This window comes from Sphingomonas colocasiae, assembly GCF_019880585.1.
Classification (GTDB): Bacteria; Pseudomonadota; Alphaproteobacteria; order Sphingomonadales; family Sphingomonadaceae; genus Sphingobium_A; species Sphingobium_A colocasiae.
Genome location: NZ_JAINVV010000008.1, coordinates 616,879 through 634,033 on the forward strand (window position 1 = coordinate 616,879; position 17,155 = coordinate 634,033).

Annotated in this window: 18 protein-coding genes; 7 read left to right on the top strand and 11 right to left on the bottom strand. The window is 65.6% G+C overall.

Annotated elements, in window-relative coordinates; all coding sequences use genetic code 11:
• Nucleotides 1-8 precede the first annotated feature (8 nt).
• From K7G82_RS18505 to K7G82_RS18515, 3 genes are all read right to left on the bottom strand, one after another.
• Nucleotides 9-1,349, bottom strand: a complete 1,341-nt coding sequence (locus tag K7G82_RS18505) for an MFS transporter (protein ID WP_222991377.1) — start codon at nt 1,347-1,349, stop codon at nt 9-11.
• Between the two features lie 104 nt (nt 1,350-1,453).
• A complete protein-coding gene (locus K7G82_RS18510) occupies nt 1,454-2,212 on the bottom strand; it encodes a short-chain dehydrogenase/reductase (RefSeq protein WP_222991378.1) in 759 nt (252 codons plus the stop codon).
• Nucleotides 2,213-2,221: 9 nt separating this feature from the next.
• Nucleotides 2,222-3,028 (bottom strand): SDR family NAD(P)-dependent oxidoreductase, encoded by an 807-nt coding sequence (locus K7G82_RS18515; protein ID WP_222991379.1) that lies wholly within the window; start codon nt 3,026-3,028, stop codon nt 2,222-2,224.
• Between the two features lie 89 nt (nt 3,029-3,117).
• Between K7G82_RS18515 and K7G82_RS18520 the strand changes: the two genes are divergently transcribed.
• From K7G82_RS18520 to K7G82_RS18530, 3 genes are read left to right on the top strand one after another with little or no spacing between them, the layout of a single operon-like run.
• Nucleotides 3,118-3,888, top strand: coding sequence for an SDR family NAD(P)-dependent oxidoreductase (locus tag K7G82_RS18520; RefSeq protein WP_222991380.1), 771 nt, complete (start codon nt 3,118-3,120; stop codon nt 3,886-3,888).
• Nucleotides 3,888-4,748 (top strand): MaoC/PaaZ C-terminal domain-containing protein, encoded by an 861-nt coding sequence (locus K7G82_RS18525; protein WP_222991381.1) that lies wholly within the window; start codon nt 3,888-3,890, stop codon nt 4,746-4,748. The genes K7G82_RS18520 and K7G82_RS18525 overlap by 1 nt, the downstream gene beginning before the upstream one ends.
• Complete coding sequence (locus tag K7G82_RS18530; protein ID WP_222991382.1) at nt 4,742-5,236, top strand: MaoC family dehydratase; 495 nt, start codon at nt 4,742-4,744, stop codon at nt 5,234-5,236. The genes K7G82_RS18525 and K7G82_RS18530 overlap by 7 nt, the downstream gene beginning before the upstream one ends.
• A 48-nt stretch (nt 5,237-5,284) precedes the next feature.
• Here K7G82_RS18530 and K7G82_RS18535 read toward each other — a convergent pair whose 3' ends face one another.
• From K7G82_RS18535 to K7G82_RS18560, 6 genes are read right to left on the bottom strand one after another with little or no spacing between them, the layout of a single operon-like run.
• Entirely contained in the window at nt 5,285-5,725 is a 441-nt protein-coding gene (locus K7G82_RS18535; protein ID WP_222991383.1) for a MaoC family dehydratase, read from the bottom strand.
• Between the two features lie 13 nt (nt 5,726-5,738).
• Complete coding sequence (locus tag K7G82_RS18540) at nt 5,739-6,416, bottom strand: nitroreductase (protein WP_246623661.1); 678 nt, start codon at nt 6,414-6,416, stop codon at nt 5,739-5,741.
• Nucleotides 6,413-7,522, bottom strand: a complete 1,110-nt coding sequence (locus tag K7G82_RS18545) for an acyl-CoA dehydrogenase family protein (protein ID WP_222991384.1) — start codon at nt 7,520-7,522, stop codon at nt 6,413-6,415. The genes K7G82_RS18540 and K7G82_RS18545 overlap by 4 nt, the downstream gene beginning before the upstream one ends.
• A 14-nt stretch (nt 7,523-7,536) precedes the next feature.
• Nucleotides 7,537-8,736 (bottom strand): acyl-CoA dehydrogenase family protein, encoded by a 1,200-nt coding sequence (locus K7G82_RS18550; RefSeq protein WP_222991385.1) that lies wholly within the window; start codon nt 8,734-8,736, stop codon nt 7,537-7,539.
• Between the two features lie 53 nt (nt 8,737-8,789).
• Complete coding sequence (locus K7G82_RS18555) at nt 8,790-9,383, bottom strand: alpha/beta hydrolase (RefSeq protein WP_222991386.1); 594 nt, start codon at nt 9,381-9,383, stop codon at nt 8,790-8,792.
• Nucleotides 9,380-10,399, bottom strand: coding sequence for a zinc-dependent alcohol dehydrogenase family protein (locus K7G82_RS18560; protein WP_222991387.1), 1,020 nt, complete (start codon nt 10,397-10,399; stop codon nt 9,380-9,382). The genes K7G82_RS18555 and K7G82_RS18560 overlap by 4 nt, the downstream gene beginning before the upstream one ends.
• 128 nt (nt 10,400-10,527) lie before the next feature.
• Here K7G82_RS18560 and K7G82_RS18565 point away from each other — a divergent pair, with 128 nt between their 5' ends.
• Both K7G82_RS18565 and K7G82_RS18570 read left to right on the top strand, forming a co-directional pair.
• Nucleotides 10,528-11,607, top strand: coding sequence for an aminoglycoside phosphotransferase family protein (locus K7G82_RS18565; protein ID WP_222991388.1), 1,080 nt, complete (start codon nt 10,528-10,530; stop codon nt 11,605-11,607).
• Complete coding sequence (locus tag K7G82_RS18570; RefSeq protein WP_222991389.1) at nt 11,607-13,175, top strand: AMP-binding protein; 1,569 nt, start codon at nt 11,607-11,609, stop codon at nt 13,173-13,175. The genes K7G82_RS18565 and K7G82_RS18570 overlap by 1 nt, the downstream gene beginning before the upstream one ends.
• Here the strand turns inward: K7G82_RS18570 and K7G82_RS18575 are convergent.
• Complete coding sequence (locus tag K7G82_RS18575; protein ID WP_222991390.1) at nt 13,142-14,056, bottom strand: LysR family transcriptional regulator; 915 nt, start codon at nt 14,054-14,056, stop codon at nt 13,142-13,144. The two genes, K7G82_RS18570 and K7G82_RS18575, sit on opposite strands and share 34 nt — an antisense overlap.
• A gap of 125 nt (nt 14,057-14,181) precedes the next feature.
• Between K7G82_RS18575 and K7G82_RS18580 the strand changes: the two genes are divergently transcribed.
• Both K7G82_RS18580 and K7G82_RS18585 read left to right on the top strand, forming a co-directional pair.
• Nucleotides 14,182-15,468 (top strand): acyl-CoA dehydrogenase family protein, encoded by a 1,287-nt coding sequence (locus tag K7G82_RS18580; protein WP_222991391.1) that lies wholly within the window; start codon nt 14,182-14,184, stop codon nt 15,466-15,468.
• A 14-nt stretch (nt 15,469-15,482) separates the two neighbouring features.
• Nucleotides 15,483-16,223 (top strand): SDR family NAD(P)-dependent oxidoreductase, encoded by a 741-nt coding sequence (locus tag K7G82_RS18585; RefSeq protein WP_222991392.1) that lies wholly within the window; start codon nt 15,483-15,485, stop codon nt 16,221-16,223.
• Here K7G82_RS18585 and K7G82_RS18590 read toward each other — a convergent pair.
• Complete coding sequence (locus tag K7G82_RS18590) at nt 16,210-17,142, bottom strand: VOC family protein (protein ID WP_222991393.1); 933 nt, start codon at nt 17,140-17,142, stop codon at nt 16,210-16,212. The two genes, K7G82_RS18585 and K7G82_RS18590, sit on opposite strands and share 14 nt — an antisense overlap.
• Nucleotides 17,143-17,155 lie beyond the last annotated feature (13 nt).

The window sequence follows — 17,155 nt, forward strand, 5'->3', positions numbered from 1 at the left end:
CGGATGCTTCAGTACAGGGGCTGACGGATCAGTGCGCGGCGGGCAAGCAGGTAGCAGAGCGCTGCCGCCGGAACTGTCACGAGGCCGCAGATCGTGATCGCCGTGCCGAACGCGCCGGGATCGCCGGGCCAGCGCTTGGCGAGCGCGGCGACCAGCGGCGGGCCCGCGCCATAACCGATCAGGCTTTGCGAGAGCATGACCAGCGCCATCAGCCGCGCGCGAAGACGGGGCGGACCATAGGCCTGCACCGCAAGTGGCATGAGCGCCGTGATCCCCGTCCCCGCAAAGACTGCCGCACCCATGCCGGCCAGAAAGAGCGTCATGTCGCCCAGCGAAGGCGCAATGATCATGAATGGCGCGCCGACGATGCAGGAGATGGCGGTGCATAGGATGATCGGCTCGCGCCAGCCGCGCCGCCCGCTCAAAATGACGAGGCGGGGCCAGGCGATCGCGCCGGCAAACCCAGTGGCCATGCCGACAAAGCCGAACAGATAGCCCGCATCAGTGGCCGCGACGCCATGGCCGCGGATCAGCAGTGTCGGCGTCCATGTCATGATCGCGAACAGGTAAAGGACGATGAGCGCCGCGCCGAGATAGAAGGGGATGAAGAAACCGCGGTTGCGATTGAGATAGGCGAGGAACTCGCGGGTATCCGCCGCCTCGACCGCCCCTTGCGAGGCCGTCTCGAACTGGTCTCGCTTCGGTTCGCGGGTGGTCAGCGCGAACAGGATGCCGAGCAGCAGCGGCAGGACGCCGACCAGGATCAGCACGAGCCGCCAGGGCTCCATGCCCAGCGCGTCGCTGTAAAGTTCCGCGAGCTGAAGCGACGCCGCGCCAATGATGAGCCCACCGATCCCCATCAGCGCCGCCGCCATCGCATAGATCGACATCGGCAACACGCGCCGCTCTCGCGGGAACAGATCGGCGATGAGCGATACCGCAGCGGGCGTGAGCACCGATTCACCCAGGGCGACGCCCGCACGCAGCACCGCGAGCGTCGCGAAATTCCAGGCGAAGCCGGAGGCCAGCGTCGCCGCGCTCCACAGCAAGATGCCGGCGACGAGAATATATTTGCGGTTCGCACGGTCCAGAAAGTGCGCCACCGGCACGCCCGCGATTGAATAGACGATCGCGAAACTCGTGCCTATCAGCAACCCGAGCTGCGTGTCGGTGATGCCGAGATCCTGGCCGATCGCCGGCGCGAGCAGCCCGAGGATCAGGCGATCCACGAACGAGAAGACATACATGAAGCAGAGCAGCCCGACGATGTACCAGGCTTGGGGCGCGAGACGAAGCATTCCGGGTTCGGCGGCCGCGCTCGCCGGCGCCGATGCGCCTTGATCCGCCATGTCGTCTCTCCAATTCATGGTTACGCGCCGAAACCGTTACCGGCCGATATTCAATACATTTGCTTTAATTTATATCTGGCCGCAAGAGGGCGGCGCAAAGTCCCTCAAGCCATGCCGCCATGGATGGAGAGGATCGCCCCGGACGTGTAAGCGGAACGCGGCGAGGCCAGAAAGGCGGCCGCATCGGCGATCTCGCGTGGCGTAGCGAAACGGCCGAACGGCATTGAGGTGGCCAGTTCCTCCCAGCGCCCGGCGTCGCCCAGTTCCTGTTCGGCACGCGCGCGCATCAGCATCGTCAGCCGCTCGGTGCCCACCGGGCCGGGATTGATCCCCACCACGCGTACCCCGTCCTTCGGGGCAGACTTGCCCAGTACACGCGTGAAGGCCATCAGCGCGGCATTGCCGCTGGCCCCCACGATATAGTCAGGCGGAAGCGTCTCACCCGCCATGCCGATGATGTTCAAGACCACACCGGCACGCTCCGCCAACCGCGGATAGAGCGCGCGGGTAAGGTTGATGAAGCCGAATACCTTGAGATCCCATGCCTCGCGCCACCGGGCGTCCTCGACGGCGAACAGCCCGCCGGGCGGGATCGCGCCGGCATTGTTCACCAGAATATCGATCGCGCGCACCGCATCCGCGAGCGCCGCGATCGCATCGGGCCGCGACAGATCGGCTGGACAGACATGCGCCACGGCGCCACGCGCGCGCAGATCGTCCGCCAGCGCATCGAGCGCGCCGACATCGCGCGCGACCAGGGTCAGTTCACACCCCTCGGAGGCCAGACCCTCCGCGATGGCGCGGCCGATGCCCTTGGACGCGCCGGTCACGAGCGCATGTTTCCCGTGCAGTTCGAGATCCATGGCGCCGCCTCAGCTCGCGACCAGCGCCATGCCGCCGCATACGGACAGGATCTGCCCGGTCACGTAGCGCGCGTCATCGCTGGCCAGAAACACCATCGGGCCGCCGATATCCGCCGCTTCGCCAAGCCGCCGCAGCGGGATCCGTTCGGCGTCGGCCGCGGTAGCCAGATTGCGCGCCACCGCCTGCGCCTTCACCCGGCCCGTCGCCATCAGCCCCGGCGCGATCGCGTTGACGCGGATGCCGTGCGGGCCGAGTTCAGCCGCAAGATCGCGCGTCAGATGGCTGATCGCCGCCTTGGCCGAACTGTAATGCGATGCGCGGCCATCGGGGGCGGTCAGCACCGCGCCGATGGTCGAGACGTTGATGATCGCCCCGCTCCCCCGCGCCTTCATCCCGGGCGTCGCCGCCTGAACGCAATGGAGCGCGGTGAAATAATTGATGTCGAACATGGTGCGGACATCAGCGATCGGCACGATCGAGGGCTGGCTGATCTCGAGCGGCACGATCGCGCCGCCGGCGACATTGGCGAGGATATCGACAGGGCCAAGCTCCGCCTCGATCCGGGCAAACGCCCGCGCAACCGAATCGAGGTCGGTGAGATCCGCCTGGATACCGATACCGCGCGGACCGAGCGCCGCGATCTCATCCGCGACACTGCCCGCGCCGAGCACTTCGCCAAACTGCGCCGCGCCGTCCAGATCGACATCGACCACCGCCACATCGGCGCCTTCCGCCGCGAAGGCGAGCGCCGTCGCCCTGCCCAGTCCGCGCGCGCCGCCGGTCACCACTGCGACCTTGCCCTGAAGCCGTGCCATTCGCCCTCCTAAAACGTTCGTTTGACTAATTGATAGCGGCACTCCAAATATCCTGCACGAGAAAAAGCAAGCATTATCGGAGAGGCGGAATGGCGACGGGTCTGTTCGATCTGACCGGCAAATGCGCGATCGTCACCGGCGGCTCGCGCGGAATCGGCAAGGCGATCGCACACCGGCTGGCGGAACACGGAGCGATGGTGATCATCGCATCACGCGACGGGGCGAGCTGCGCAGCCGCCTCGTCCGAGATCGACGCGCTGGTCGGACGCGCGGCCACTCGCGTCCATCCGGTCGACATGGAAAACGCGGACGATCTGGCGGCGCTGTCAGACTATGCCGACCGCGAATTCGGCGGGGCCGACATTCTGGTCTGCAACGCCGCGGCGAGCTTTCACAACGGACCGCTCGCCGAGATCGACGACGCGGCGTTCCTGCGGACCTTTCAGTTCAACGTGCTGGCCAACAACCGGCTCGCAGCGTTTGCAGCGCCAAAAATGGCGGAGCGCGGCGGCGGATCGATCATCATCGTCTCGTCGATCGGCGCGATGCGGGCCAATCCGATGAACGGCGCTTACAGCATCTCCAAGGCGGCTGACCTTGCGCTGGTCCGGGCGCTCGCGCTCGAACTGGGCGAGGCGAAGATCCGGGTGAACGCGATATTGCCAGGGCTGGTCCGCACAGACCTGTCGCGGTCGTTGTGGGAAGATGCGGAAGCCGAAGCCGCCTATGTCGCGAAACTGCGGATCAAGCGGATCGGCGAGCCGGACGATCTGGCCGGTATCGCCGTCTATCTCGCCTCCCCCGCTTCGCAATGGACGACCGGGCAGAGTTTCATCGTGGATGGCGGGGCATTGTCCTGATGCTCAGCCATGCCGAAATCATGGCCCTGCGCCGCGAGGTGCGCTTCGAATGGTCGCGCAAGGATACGATGCTCTACGCGCTGGGGATCGGCATGCCGTCCGACCCGTTGGACGAACGCGAGCTGGCCTTCGTCTACGAGCCTCGCCAGGCCGCCATGCCAAGCTTCGTGGTCACGCCCGCCTTCAACGACGGATTGGGTGACCTGATCGGCTATGATTATTCGCAGGTGCTGCATGGCGAGCACGCGTTCACGCTGCACCGGCCGGTACCGGTCGAAGGACGCGGCACGGCGCGGCTTCGAATGCTGGAAGCATGGGACAAGGGGCAGGGTAAGGGCGCGGTGTTCGCACATGAGACGCTGCTGACGCTGGATGGCGACGACACACCGTTCGCTCGCGTCGTCACCACGGCCTTCGCGCGCGCCGATGGGGGGTTCGGCGGATCGACTGCACCGCAGCCGGCACCCCACGCGGTGCCCACTCGCGCGCCCGATCGGACCGTGGAGATCGCAACACACCGCAACCAGGCGCTGCTCTATCGCCAGTCCGGCGACGCCAATCCGCTGCACGCCGATCCGGAAACCGCACGGCGCGCGGGGTTTTCGCAACCGATTCTCCACGGCCTATGCAGCTATGCCATCTGCCTGCGCGCGGTGATGGCCAGCTATTGCGACCACGATCCCGCGCGTGTCCACCATCACGCCGTACGCTTTTCCGCCCCGGTCTTTCCCGGCGAGACGCTCCTCGTCGACCTCTGGCGCGACGACGATATCGTCTCGTTCGAGGCGCGGGTGAAGGAGCGCGGCGTCACGGTGATCCGCAACGGCAAGACTGTGCTGAAGCAGGCAGAGCGATGCTGAAAACAACGCTTGCCGATCTCCACACGCATGTCGGCGCGACGATCGGCCCGTCCGAATGGATCAAAGTGGGCCAGCAGCGGATCGACGGCTATGCGGATGCCGTGAGCGATCACAACTGGATCCATTGCGACGTGCCGCGCGCCACCGCGGCGTTCGGCGGCACGATCGCCCACGGCCTGCTCACGCTTTCGATGGCCCCGCCGATCGCGCAGACGCTGATCGATATCGACGATGTCGAGACCGACCTGAACTACGGCTTCGACAAGGTGCGTTTCCTCTCGGTGGTACATGGCGGCGATCGGATAAGGCTGTGGCTCAAGGTGCTCGAGGTGGTGCCGCGCGGTGCCGGTGTGATCTTGCGGATGGAATACTCGATCGAGGTGGAAGGCAAGGCGAAGCCTGCGATCGTCGCCGACTGGCTGTTCATCCTGTTTCCACGCGCCGAAAAACTCGCGGCACAGGCGAAGCTGGAATCTAAACCCGATTAAGACGAGGCCGTGGCGGAGACGCTTCGCGGTCTTGGCTAAGCTTAGTCCCTAGGCATCGAATAGCAGGAACAGCGCTTCGGCGACGAAGGCGGGGCGTTCCTCGCCCTCGATTTCCAGCGTGAAGCGGTGGCGGGTCATCCAGCCGCCCCGCTCCGGTTCCACCGACAGCAGCACGCGATGCATCCGCACCCGTGCGCCACCCCGCACCATATTGGTGAAGCGTAGCCGGTCGATCCCATAGTTGAGACCATTGCGTACACCTTCCACGATCAGCGTCTCGTCCGCCAGCGCCGGGATCAGCGCAAGCATGTGATAGCCGTGCGCGATGGTGCCGCCGAATTCCCGGTTGGCCCGCTCGACATCGACATGAATCCATTCGTGATCGCCGGTCAGATCGGCGAAGGCCTGAATGGCGGCTTGCGGGATCGCAACCCAACGAGAGGGCGGGATGGGCGCATCAATGAGGGTCGCGAGATCGCGCAGATGCACGCGGATGGAAGAATCAGTCATGCCAGGTCACACCTTCGTCCAATGACTGGCGTGTCGTGCGCAGGGTGTTGATCGGATGGGCGGTGTCTTCATGGCCGAGCGCCATGCCGGCCGCGATCATCATATGCTCGTCCAGCCCGAGCAGTTCGCCCAGCGTGTCGGGCCACAGAGCCCAGGCCGCCTGCGGACAGGTGGCGAGGCCGTGCTCCAGCGCCACCAGCATCACCGTCTGCATCACCATGCCGAGATCGATCCACTGCGCCCTGCCCATGCGCCGGTCGATCGCGAAGAACAGGCCGGCCGGTGCTCCGAACAGCTGATAATTCTGGGCCAGCTGGCGCAGGCGTCCGGCCTTGTCCGAACGTTCGATGCCGATGGTGCGGTAGAGATCCTCGCCATTCTCGAAGCGGCGGCTGCGATAGGGCTCCCATAGGCCCTCCGGATAGACGGGATGGTTGGGCACCTCCTGCTCCCCCGCCTCCTGTGCGAGCCGCATCGCCGCCGTCAGCCGGGCAAGCGCGCCGCCACGCACGACATGGATATGCCAGGGCTGGAGATTCCCGCCCGAAGGCGCGCGCAAAGCCGCTGCCAGTATGGCCTCGATAGCTTCGCCCGGCACCGGCTCCGCCGTGAAGGCGCGAACCGATCGCCGCGCCACTGCGGCCGCGGCGACCGGCGGCATCCCGCTCATGCCGCCTTCCGCTCGAGAATCCGAACCACATCTTCCCGCTGCCGCGACGGTGCGCCGAGCAGTTCGGCATTGCACCGCGCGCGCTTGTAAAAGAGATGGTTCTTCATCTCCCAGGTGAAGCCGATCGCGCCGAATATCTGGATGTTACGATGCGTCGCCGCACGATACGCCTCGCTGGCATAGCTCTGCGCCATCGCGGCGGCGAGCGGGGCCGTCTCGTCACCCGCGCTCAGCGCCCAGGCGGCATATTGCACGCCGACATTGGCGCATTCGGATTGGCCGGCGATCTCGGCAAGCTGATGCTTGATCGCCTGGAACGCCCCGATCGGGCGGCCGAATGCGACGCGCTCGTTCGCATAGCCGATCGCATCGGCCAGCACCGCCTCGATGCCCGCCGCGCTTTCCGCCGCCAGCACCAGATACAGCCGGTCGCGCACGAAGGGCCAGACCGCATCGGCATCGCCCGCCAGCAGGGTGGCGGCGGCACCCTCGAGGCGCACGCTGCACACCTCGCGTGTGATGTCGCGCCAGTCCAGCCGTTCGATCTGCGCAGCGGCGGCATCGACCACGAACCAGCGCCGTGCGCCGTCCAGTTCGGCGGCGACCACCAGCCGGTCAGCGGATGCGGCGTCGACCACGAAGGCCCGCGTGCCGGTGAGACGATAGCCATCGCCATCGCGCGCAGCCTTCACTTCCGCCGCGCCGGGTTCGTAGCTGCCATTTGCGTCGGCAACCGCCAGTGCAAGCTTCGCTTCGCCCGCCGCGACCGTGCCGAGCAGTTCGGCCTTTTGCGTTTCGTCACCTCCCGCCTCGATCGCCCAGCTTCCCGCCAAGGTGCCAAACAGCGGCATCGACGCAAGCGTGCGCCCCGCCTCTCCGATCACCATGATCAGATCGAGATAGTCCATGCCGAGGCCGCCATAAGCCTCCGGTACCACCATCCCCGGCCAGCCCAGCCCGGCGGCCTTGGTCCAGAGCGGGCCGTAACCGGCCTGCTCCACCGTCGCGCCTGGCACCAGCAGCGGGGCGAGATCGACCTCCTTTTCCAGAAAACCGCGGGCGGAATCGCGCAGGGCGATATGATCGTCGCTCAATGTGAAGTTCATCGCTGCGCTCCCCCTCAGGCGGCTTTGGGCGATGCACGCCCGATTTCGTTGAACGGCATCCGCGCGGTCGGATCGCTGTCGCGCGGCAGGCCGAGGACACGCTCGGCTATGGTGTTCTTCAGGATTTCCTGGGTGCCGACCCCCAGGGTCGTCGCGGGGCTGAACCAATAGGCATAGTCCCAATTGTCGAACAATCCGAAATGCTTGTCGGGCAGGGGCAGCACGTCCTTGCCATAGACCATGCCCGCCACGCCCTGGCTGCGCTTGGCGAGATCGGTCAGCGCCTGGCCGTGCGGCGATGCCACCATCTTGCCCGCATTGCCTTCCAGCCCCGCAGGCTTGCCGTTGATCTTGTTGCTGAGGTGCCGAAAGCTGATGAGACGCAGCAACTCGCCCTCGATATAGAGGCGAGCCGCTTCGTCGCGGATCAGGGGGTCGGCAATGCGCCCGGTCTTGATCAGGCCGTCCATCAGGTCACGCGCAGTCGGGCCCATGCCCCAGACCGCGCCCGGCTTGGTCATGCTCTGCCGCTCGGTCTGGAGCTGCTCCATCGTGATACGCCAGCCATCGCCCTCCTCGCCCAGCCGGCGCGTGACGGGGACGCGCACCTCTTCGAAGAAGACCTCGTTATATTCGTTGTCCTCACCGGTCATGTCGATGATCGGGCGGACGGTGATGCCGGGCGCGTTCATATCCACGATGAACTGGGTCAGCCCCTTGTGCTTGGGCGCGGCGGGATCGGTGCGCGCGATGACGACGCCGATCTGCGAGCGGTCCGCGCCCGAATTCCAGATTTTCTGACCGTTGATCACATAATGATCACCCTCGCGCCGCGCCGTGGTGCGCAACGCGCCGAGATCGGAGCCGCCGGCGGGCTCGGAGAACAGCATGCACCATTGCGACTTGCCGGAGAGCGCATCGGGCAACAGCTCCTGCCGCTGCGCGTCGGTGCCCCAGGCGAGCAGCGACTGGCCGCACTGGTTGACCGCGATCGGATTGTGGAGCGAAGGCATCACCACGCCCGCCCGCTCGAATTCGGATTCGATGATCAGCATCATCTCCGGATCGGCGCCCAGCCCCCAAGGCTCGGGCCAGTTTGCGGCGGCGAGGCCACGATCGGCAATCTGTTTGCCGCTCGGATCGGGGTTCGCCTCGAACCAGGCGCGGATCTCGATCCGGCGGGGATCGTCATCGGCGGGAAAGGTGAAATCCATGGTGAAATCCTCGTCGTTGAATGCGGATAATAATATAAAGCAAATATTCTAATTCAGGGCGTCTGGACTAGTTGATCGAGCCAGTCGCGCAGGCCGTCCGCGGCCGTCCGCGGCAGGTCGTGCCCACCGTCGTGATCGACGATGGCGAGCGAAACATCATAGGCGGCCAGCGCCGCCCGCCCGGCCTGCGCAGCAGCGAAAGCGATGGCGGGATCGGACCGGCCATGCGCCCAGAAGACCGGCTTGCCGCGGTGCGCCGGCATGGGCGGCAGGCCCGGAAGGGCCTCAAGCAGTAAACGGCCGCCAGCGACCGCGCAGCCAGCGAACAGATCGGGGCGCGCCAGAAACGCGGTCAATGCGATCACACCGCCCTGCCCGAAGCCGAGCAGCAGCGCCGGACGGTCCAGCGCCTCCGCCAGCGCGATCAGATCTGCGCGGCTGGCGGCCTCCTGCGCGGCATCCGCTACGGGGCCGCCATCAATGAAGGTGACGCCGAACCAGGCGCGGCCGCCATTCTCGCCGAACGGCAGCGCCCCGGCCGGTGCGAGAAGCGGCATGGCCGGAGGCAGCGCGGGTGCGAAGGTCGCCACCGCCGTAGCGGGGTCATGCCCAAGTCCATGCAGGATCAGCGCGAGCGGCGGGCTCATGTCGTGAAATCGATCGCCAGCTTGCCGAAGTGCCCGGCACCCTCCATCGCGCGCAACGCGTCCGGAACCTCGCCGAAAGCGTAGACATGGTCGATGACGGGACGAAGACCATGCGCTTCGATCGCGGCGGCCATATCGTCGAACATCTGACGGCTTCCCACCGAAATGCCGATGATCCGCAGATTCTTGCCGAAGATCGCCGGCATCAGAAGTTCCTGGGAACGCCCGCCCAGCACGCCGATCACGAGGATACGGCCAGCGACGGCAGCGGCGATCAGCGACTGGCTTATGGTGCCCGCGCCACCGACCTCGACGACCAGATCGGCGCCATGGCCATCGGTCAGCGCCAGCACCGCCTTTCCCCATTCGGGCGTATCGCGATAATTGATCAAGTGATCCGCGCCCAGCGCCTTGGCGCGCTCGAGTTTCTCGTCGCTGCTCGACGTGGCGATGACGGTTGCGCCGCGCATCTTCGCGAACTGGAGCGCGAAGATCGACACACCGCCGGTGCCCTGCACCACGACGACATCACCAGGCTTGACCTGCCCCTCGACCACCACCGCGCGCCAGGCTGTGAGACCGGCGCAGGGCAAGGTTGCCGCCTCGATCGCGCTTAACCCCTTCGGCGCGCGCGATACATGCTCGGCCGACAGCACCATTTCATCCTGCAAGATGCCCGCATGCGACGCCGAGCCGAGCGATATGGCTCGATTCGCCGCGGTGGGCGGCCCATCGATCCATCCATGGAAAAAGCTTGGGCAAACCAGATCGCCCGCCGCCACCCGCGTCACGCCCGCGCCCACCGCCAGCACTTCGCCGCAGGCATCCGAGAAGGGAATTTGCGGCAGCGCGCCAAACGGGGTCTTGTTGGTGACAGTCACCCAATCTCGGTAATTGACGGCAGCGGCCAGCATGCGCAGCTTCACCTCGCCAGCACCAGGCTCGGCAGGCGCATCACGATCGGCGAGCACCAACCGATCAATTCCCCAGCCATCGCGATTTTCCCAGACGCGCATTCACCGCCCTCCCTTTTCGTATGGTATTACCTAAAACGTTTGACTATATTCTGCTGCAAAGATCAACAAGACTCGAGCGTCGTCGCGACGATTTCGAGACGCCGGAGAGCGACAGGAGGAATTGGCGAATGAGCCTGCAGACCACACGCATGCGATTGCCGATGGCGCTGGACGAGGTGACGCCCGAATGGCTGAGCGATGCATTGGCGACCCGCTTTCCGGGTGTGCGCGTGGCAGCGGCGGAGCGCGACGCCGAACGCGCCGGCACCTCAACCTCGGCACGCTTCGCCCTGCTGTGGGATGACGATGGCGGCCATGCCGACCTGCCCGATACGGTTTATGTGAAGGGCGGGTTCGATCCTGTGATGCGCCGCCGCGTCTGGGCCGCTCTGATCCAGGAGGCGCGCTTTTACGCCGAACTGGCGCAGGACGCACCGATCAACATACCAACTGTCTATTTCGCGGGGATCGACGAGGACGAGCGGCAGGGCGTGCTGATCCTGGAGGACATGACCCGGCGCAACGTGCGGTTTGGCCATGCCACCGACTATGTCTCGCCCGATCTCGCGGCGGCGATCCTCGAAGGGCAGGCGCAGCTTCATGCGCGCTTCTGGAACGATCCGCGCCTGCCCGGCTATGCTGAATGGGCGCAGCCGCAGCGCACCTATCTGCGCTATCTCTATCGCCCGAAACACTGGGTCGAGGTGCAGGAACGAAGCTATGGCGACCTCCTCCGGCAGGTGCTGCCCTCGCCCGAACAATGCCTGACCTGGCTGGAGCAGATGTGGGCACATGACGATGCGCGCGTGCCGACGCTGCTGCATGGCGACTGCCACGGCGGAAACCTGTTCTTCGAGGCGGATGGCTCGCCAGGCTTCCTCGACTGGCAATGCACCTTCCCGGGCGCGCCGGGGCACGACCACGCCGAGATGCTGCTTTCCAGCCTGACGGTGGAGGATCGCCGAGCCAACGAACGAAACCTGATCGCGCATTACCGGGAGGTGCTGGTGGCGAACGGGGCGAGCGATGCGCCGAGCCTCGATTCGCTGTTCCTCTCCTATCGCCAGAATATCATGCACATGATGGCTTCGTCCGTGATGAACCCCTATGACATGCAGACCCAGGAAGTGACCGACACGACCGCCAAGCGGTCGCTGCAGGCGGCGCTCGACCTCGACATGGCGAGCGCGCTCGCCACCAACGCCTGATGATCGCCGACCCGGCCGGCCGCGGCACGCTGGGCCGCGTCATCATCAGCGCACTCGCCCGTTTCGGGGATCGCGAAATGATCAGCGACGGGACTCAGTCGCTGAGTTATCGCGATCTGGGCGACCGTATCGGCAAGGCGATCACGGCCCTGCGCGAACTGGGACTGAAGCGCGGCGATGGAATCGCGATGCTGACCGCCAATCGCGCCGAGCCCTGGGCGATCCTGTGCGCGGCGAACCTGATGGGAGTGCGCTATACCCCAATGCATCCGCTCGCGGCGGAGGACGATCATGTCCATATCGTGGCGGACAGCCTGGCGAACATATTGATCGTCGATCCCGGCAAGTTCGCCGAACGCGCGCAGGCGATCCGTGACCGAGCGCCCTCGCTGGGCGCGATCGTGGCGATGGGGCCGTGCGATGCTTTCGACGATCTCAGTGCGCGGATCGACGCCGCAGCTCCCGCGCCGCTCACCGACGAGGCGGAAAGTGAGGACATCGCCTGGCTGGTCTATACCGGTGGCACGACCGGCCGGTCGAAGGGTGTCATGCTATCCCACCGTTCGATCGTGGCGATGAACCAGAACATCACCGCGGAATGGGAATGGCCTGCGCTGCCGCGCTATGCGATGGTCACGCCGATCAGCCATGCGGGCGGCATCAACCTGTATCCGATCATGCATCAGGGCGGCTATGCCCGGCTGCTTCAGGGCTGGGACACCAGCATTTTCTGCGCGACGGTGGAACGGGAAAAGCTGAACGCCACCTTCCTGGTGCCGACGCTCATCAACACGCTCATCGATGCCGCCGATATTCGCGCGCGACACGATCTCTCGTCGCTGGAGATCATCATCTATGGCGCCGCGCCGATGTCGCCGGACCGGCTGCGCGAGGGGATCAGCATTTTCGGGCCGGTGTTCCTGCAACTCTATGGCCAGTCGGAATGCCCGCAGACGATGACGACGCTGCGCAAGGCGGACCACGACCTGAGCAAGCCCGAGCGGCTCGGCTCCTGTGGTCTGGCCGCGCCGATGATGGACATCCGCCTGCTCGACGCCCAACTCAACGAGGTGGCATCGGGCGAGCCGGGCGAAATCTGCGCGCGCGGCCCGCTGGTGATGAGCGGTTATTGGCAGCAGCCGGAGATGACCGAGCAGGCCTTTGCCGGCGGCTGGCTGCACACCGGCGATGTCGGCGTGCGCGATGCGGACGGATACATCACCATCGTCGACCGCACGAAGGACATGATCATCTCCGGCGGCTTCAATATCTATCCACGAGAGGTGGAGGATGCGCTGATGTCCCATCCTGCAATCGCGCTCGCGGCGGTGATCGGCGTTCCGGACGCGAAATGGGGCGAGGCCGTGACCGCCTTCGTCACGCTGCGCGCCGGGGCGAGCGTCGATGCCACGACGCTGCAGCAATTGGTCAAGGACAAGCGCGGCGGTCCTTGGGCGCCCAAGAGCGTGGAGTTCGTGGCGGAACTGCCGCTGACAGGCCTGGGCAAGCTCGACCGCAAGACGCTGCGCGCGCCCTACTGGGAGGGGAGGTCACGCGCGGTTTCCTGATCGGAATCGAGCATCGCGATGAACCGCGCCGCGCCGCGCCGCTGGGCATCCGGGCGGGCGAGGACCACAAGCGCGGTGCGGAGTGACGTCGCGACTTGCCGCTCGATCATGGTGGGCGGCGGTGCACCGAACCAGCCGAGCGAGACGACTGGACGGCGCAGCAGCGCGCCATAGCGGACGAGCGATGGCCCATCCCCCTCGGGCATGTCCACCGCATGCGCGCCCGCCTGCGCCAACCAGTGCGCCACCGCTTCAGAGAGCGGAATGCCATGGGCGCGGTTGAGGCGACCGATCGTCATTCCCGTCAGCGCGTCCGGCGCGCCGGCCATCTCCTCCGGCAGCAACAGGCCGATCGGCCGCTCGCCCAGCACCCAGCGCCGCACCTCGCGGCCCGCCGCAGGATCAAGTGCCGAGCGATGAATGCCGGCCGGGCTGACCTCCAGCGTGATAGCCAGATCGATCTCGTTGCCCGCCAGTTCCTCATAGAGCTGGGCATGGGTGCGCGAACGGATGCGGAGGGGCACATCCGGATTGGTCCGCATGAACCGTTCGATCAGCGCTTGTCGCTCGGGGATCTGCGCGCTGTGATGGGCCGCGCCGACACGCAGTTCATCCGACCGGATCGCGCGCGCCGCCTGGTTCATCCAATCGGTTTCCAGGACGAGTCGCCGCGCACGATCCAGGAACAGGCTGCCCTCTGCCGTGAGCGTCACATGGCGGCTGGTCCGCGCGAACAGATCGAAACCGAACTGGCGCTCCATCTCACGGATCTGCGCCGACAAGGCGGGTTGGCTGATACCCAGCTGATAGGCCGCGCGGCGAAACGATCCGAGTTCCGCCACGGCGACGAAGGCGCGCAGGGGCCGAGCGTTCAAATCCATGGCACGATCGATAACCATTTCCGATCAATTGCGCGAGACTAAACGATTGGACCGGACTCGCCGCGCGGTCTTATTTCTCCACTGAAAGCGTCGGATGCGGCGCAGCGTCGTTCAGGAGACATGTCATGTGGAGCTTTGCCAACGATCCGGAATTCCAGCCCGAACTCGACTGGATCCGCGATTTCGTGGACAGCCGCGTCGCGCCGCTCGACCATCTGCTGGGCAGCCAGTGGAACATTCACGATCCGCGTTTCAAGCAACTCGTGCGCCCGCTTCAGGCCGAGGTAAAGGCGCGCGGGCTCTGGGCCTGCCATCTTGGCCCTGAACTCGGCGGCAAGGGCTATGGGCAGTTGAAGCTCGCCCTGATGAACGAGCAGATCGGCCGCTCGCGCTTCGGCCCGATCGTGTTCGGCTGCCAGGCCCCCGACACCGGCAATTCGGAGATCCTCGCCCATTACGGCACGCCCGAACAGAAGAAGCGCTGGCTGGAGCCGCTGCTGGCCAACGAGATCGTTTCCTGCTTCACCATCACCGAGCCGCAGGGCGGCGCTGATCCACTGCAATTCAGGATGACCGCGGTACAGGACGGCGATCACTGGGTGCTGAACGGAGAGAAATGGTTCGCATCGAACGCGCGCTTTGCGAATTTCTACATCGTCATGGCCGTTACCGATCCGGACGCCGCCAGCCCCTATGCCCGCGCGTCGATGTTCATCGTGCCTGCCGATACCCCGGGAATCGCGATTGTCCGCAACTATGGTTTCCATGGCGAACCGGAGGACGTTCACGGCCATGTCCGCTGGAGCAATGTCCGCGTGCCGGCCGAGAATATGCTGGGCGGGCGCGGCGAGGCCTTCACCGTGGCGCAGGTGCGGCTGAGCGGCGGACGCATGCACCATGCAATGCGGACGCTGGCCGAGGCGACGAAGTGCTTCGAACAGCTATGCGAACGCATGGTCTCCCGCGAGACGAAGGGCAAACGGCTCGCCGATCTGCAGATGGTGCAGGAGAAGATCGCGGACAGCTGGGTCCAGCTGCGCCAGTTTCGCCTGCTCGTCCTCGAGACCGCTTGGCTGGCCGATCAGTCGAAGGACTGGAAGGCTGTCCGCAAGAATGTCTCGGCGGTGAAGTCGATCATGCCCAAGGTGCTGCACGACATCGCCGAGCGCGCGCTGCACCTGCACGGCGCGTTGGGCGTGACGACGCAGGTGCCGTTCACCGATGCGCTGATCAACTCCTATCATGTCGGGCTCGCCGATGGGCCGACCGAGGTGCACAAGATGGTCGTCGCGCGCGAGGTGCTGAAAGATTATCGCGCGATCGACACGATGTTTCCCGACTATATGCTGTGGAAGGAAGAGGAGCGCGCGCTCGCCCTTTATGGCGACGACCTGCGCGCGGTCGCGGCATGATGCGGGAGAGCGGGATGGGGCCCTTCTATTTCACCGGCAAGACCGTGCTGGTCGTGGGCGGCAGCAGCGGGATCGGCAACGGCATTGCCCGCGCCTTCCTCGATTGCGGTGCGGTCGTGCATGTGTGGGGCACGCGGCCGAACGCATCGGACTATCACGATAGCGAGGGGTCCGACCTGACCGGACTGCATTATGCGCAGGTCGACGTCGCCAATCCCGATGCGGTCGCGGCAAGGCAGCCCCCGTTCGACAAGCTCGATGTCCTGGTCCACTCCCAGGGCACGGTCGTCTATCGCCGCGGCGAGTTCGAGCGCGAAGGCTGGGACAAGGTAATGGCGGTCAATCTCGACAGCGTGATGGGCATCTCGACCAAGTTCCGCACGCTGCTCGCGGCCGATGGCGGCGGATCGATCATCGTCGTCAGTTCGATCTCGGGCTTTCAGGCCAATATCGGCAATCCGGCCTACAGCGCATCGAAGGCTGGCGCGATCAGCCTCGTGCGGACACTCGCCAAGGCGTGGGCGGGTGAAGGCATCCGCGTCAACGGTATCGCGCCCGGCCTGGTCGATACCAAGCTGACCAGAGTGACGACCGAACACCCCGAACGCTTGGACAAGGTGCTGACGACCATCCCGCGCGGACGGATCGGCCAGCCGGAGGATATGGGCAACGCCGCGCTGTTCCTCGCCTCACCGCTCGCGGACTATATTGCCGGGCAGACGATCGTGGTGGACGGCGGCCTCAGCCTGAGCTGAGCTTACTCCGCGCCGGCTCCAGACGCTCGACGGAGCCGACCTTGCTGAAGGTCGTTTCGGGCACACCGCCCCAGCTGTCGAAGGATTCGGGCACCAGCGGAAACTGCCGGGGTGCACGCGGATCGAACTCGGGGAATTCCTCCATGCCGAAGCTGTATTCCACGGTGATGCCATCGGGATCGAGGAAATAGAAGAAGATCGAGTTCGACGTCGGATGGCGGCCGGGGCCGTAGACAATCTGCACGCCCTCCCGCTTCATCCGCACGTTTGCTCGGCCGATATCGTCGATGTCGGTGACCATGAAGTTGATATGGCCGAGTTGCGCAGCATCGCCATGCCCCACGCCGAAGCTGTGGTGCAGCGGATTGGGGAAGCAGCGCATGAAAGTCACCACCGGCCCGATATGGTCCGAGATGCGGAAGTTGAGCTGATCGGTCAGGAACTGCTCGGTCTCGGTCTTGGCCGGGCTGCTCAGCACGATATGACCGAGGCGCGCGATCTGGGTGTGCGTCGGCTGGAACGGCGCAGGGGCCTTGTCCATCTGCGTGTAGAATTCGAAGGTCGCGCCGGTGGTCGGTTCGGTGATGCGGATCGCCTCGCTCACCCCGAGCATCTCCGCTTCGGCGTCGCTCACCGGATGCCAGGAGATACCCAGAGAGGTCATATGCTCACGCACGGCGTTCAGCGCCCTCGCCGATTCCATTTCCCAGCCGATCCGCTTGAGCGCGGGATCCCTACCCTTGCTCAGCACAAGATCATGATGCCGGTCGCTGCACCGCAGGAACGCGGTCTCGCCATCCGCCCCCTGCCACGCCTCGACGCCGACGACATCGCGATAGAATGCCATGGAGCGCGCCGGATCGGTCACGGTGAGCGCAACATAGCCCAGCCGGCGGTAACGAATATCATCGACAGCCATCATCCTGCTCCTC

Coding starts and splice junctions, on each gene's coding strand:
- K7G82_RS18545 (WP_222991384.1), bottom strand. CDS start 7,522: ATGAACTTCACATTGAGCGACGATCATATCGCCCTGCGCGATTCCGCC.
- K7G82_RS18540 (WP_246623661.1), bottom strand. CDS start 6,416: ATGAGCGGGATGCCGCCGGTCGCCGCGGCCGCAGTGGCGCGGCGATCG.
- K7G82_RS18575 (WP_222991390.1), bottom strand. CDS start 14,056: ATGGATTTGAACGCTCGGCCCCTGCGCGCCTTCGTCGCCGTGGCGGAA.
- K7G82_RS18590 (WP_222991393.1), bottom strand. CDS start 17,142: ATGGCTGTCGATGATATTCGTTACCGCCGGCTGGGCTATGTTGCGCTC.
- K7G82_RS18550 (WP_222991385.1), bottom strand. CDS start 8,736: ATGGATTTCACCTTTCCCGCCGATGACGATCCCCGCCGGATCGAGATC.
- K7G82_RS18560 (WP_222991387.1), bottom strand. CDS start 10,399: ATGCGCGTCTGGGAAAATCGCGATGGCTGGGGAATTGATCGGTTGGTG.
- K7G82_RS18505 (WP_222991377.1), bottom strand. CDS start 1,349: ATGGCGGATCAAGGCGCATCGGCGCCGGCGAGCGCGGCCGCCGAACCC.
- K7G82_RS18570 (WP_222991389.1), top strand. CDS start 11,607: ATGATCGCCGACCCGGCCGGCCGCGGCACGCTGGGCCGCGTCATCATC.
- K7G82_RS18580 (WP_222991391.1), top strand. CDS start 14,182: ATGTGGAGCTTTGCCAACGATCCGGAATTCCAGCCCGAACTCGACTGG.
- K7G82_RS18515 (WP_222991379.1), bottom strand. CDS start 3,028: ATGGCACGGCTTCAGGGCAAGGTCGCAGTGGTGACCGGCGGCGCGCGC.
- K7G82_RS18585 (WP_222991392.1), top strand. CDS start 15,483: ATGGGGCCCTTCTATTTCACCGGCAAGACCGTGCTGGTCGTGGGCGGC.
- K7G82_RS18565 (WP_222991388.1), top strand. CDS start 10,528: ATGAGCCTGCAGACCACACGCATGCGATTGCCGATGGCGCTGGACGAG.
- K7G82_RS18530 (WP_222991382.1), top strand. CDS start 4,742: ATGCTGAAAACAACGCTTGCCGATCTCCACACGCATGTCGGCGCGACG.
- K7G82_RS18510 (WP_222991378.1), bottom strand. CDS start 2,212: ATGGATCTCGAACTGCACGGGAAACATGCGCTCGTGACCGGCGCGTCC.
- K7G82_RS18520 (WP_222991380.1), top strand. CDS start 3,118: ATGGCGACGGGTCTGTTCGATCTGACCGGCAAATGCGCGATCGTCACC.
- K7G82_RS18555 (WP_222991386.1), bottom strand. CDS start 9,383: ATGAGCCCGCCGCTCGCGCTGATCCTGCATGGACTTGGGCATGACCCC.
- K7G82_RS18525 (WP_222991381.1), top strand. CDS start 3,888: ATGCTCAGCCATGCCGAAATCATGGCCCTGCGCCGCGAGGTGCGCTTC.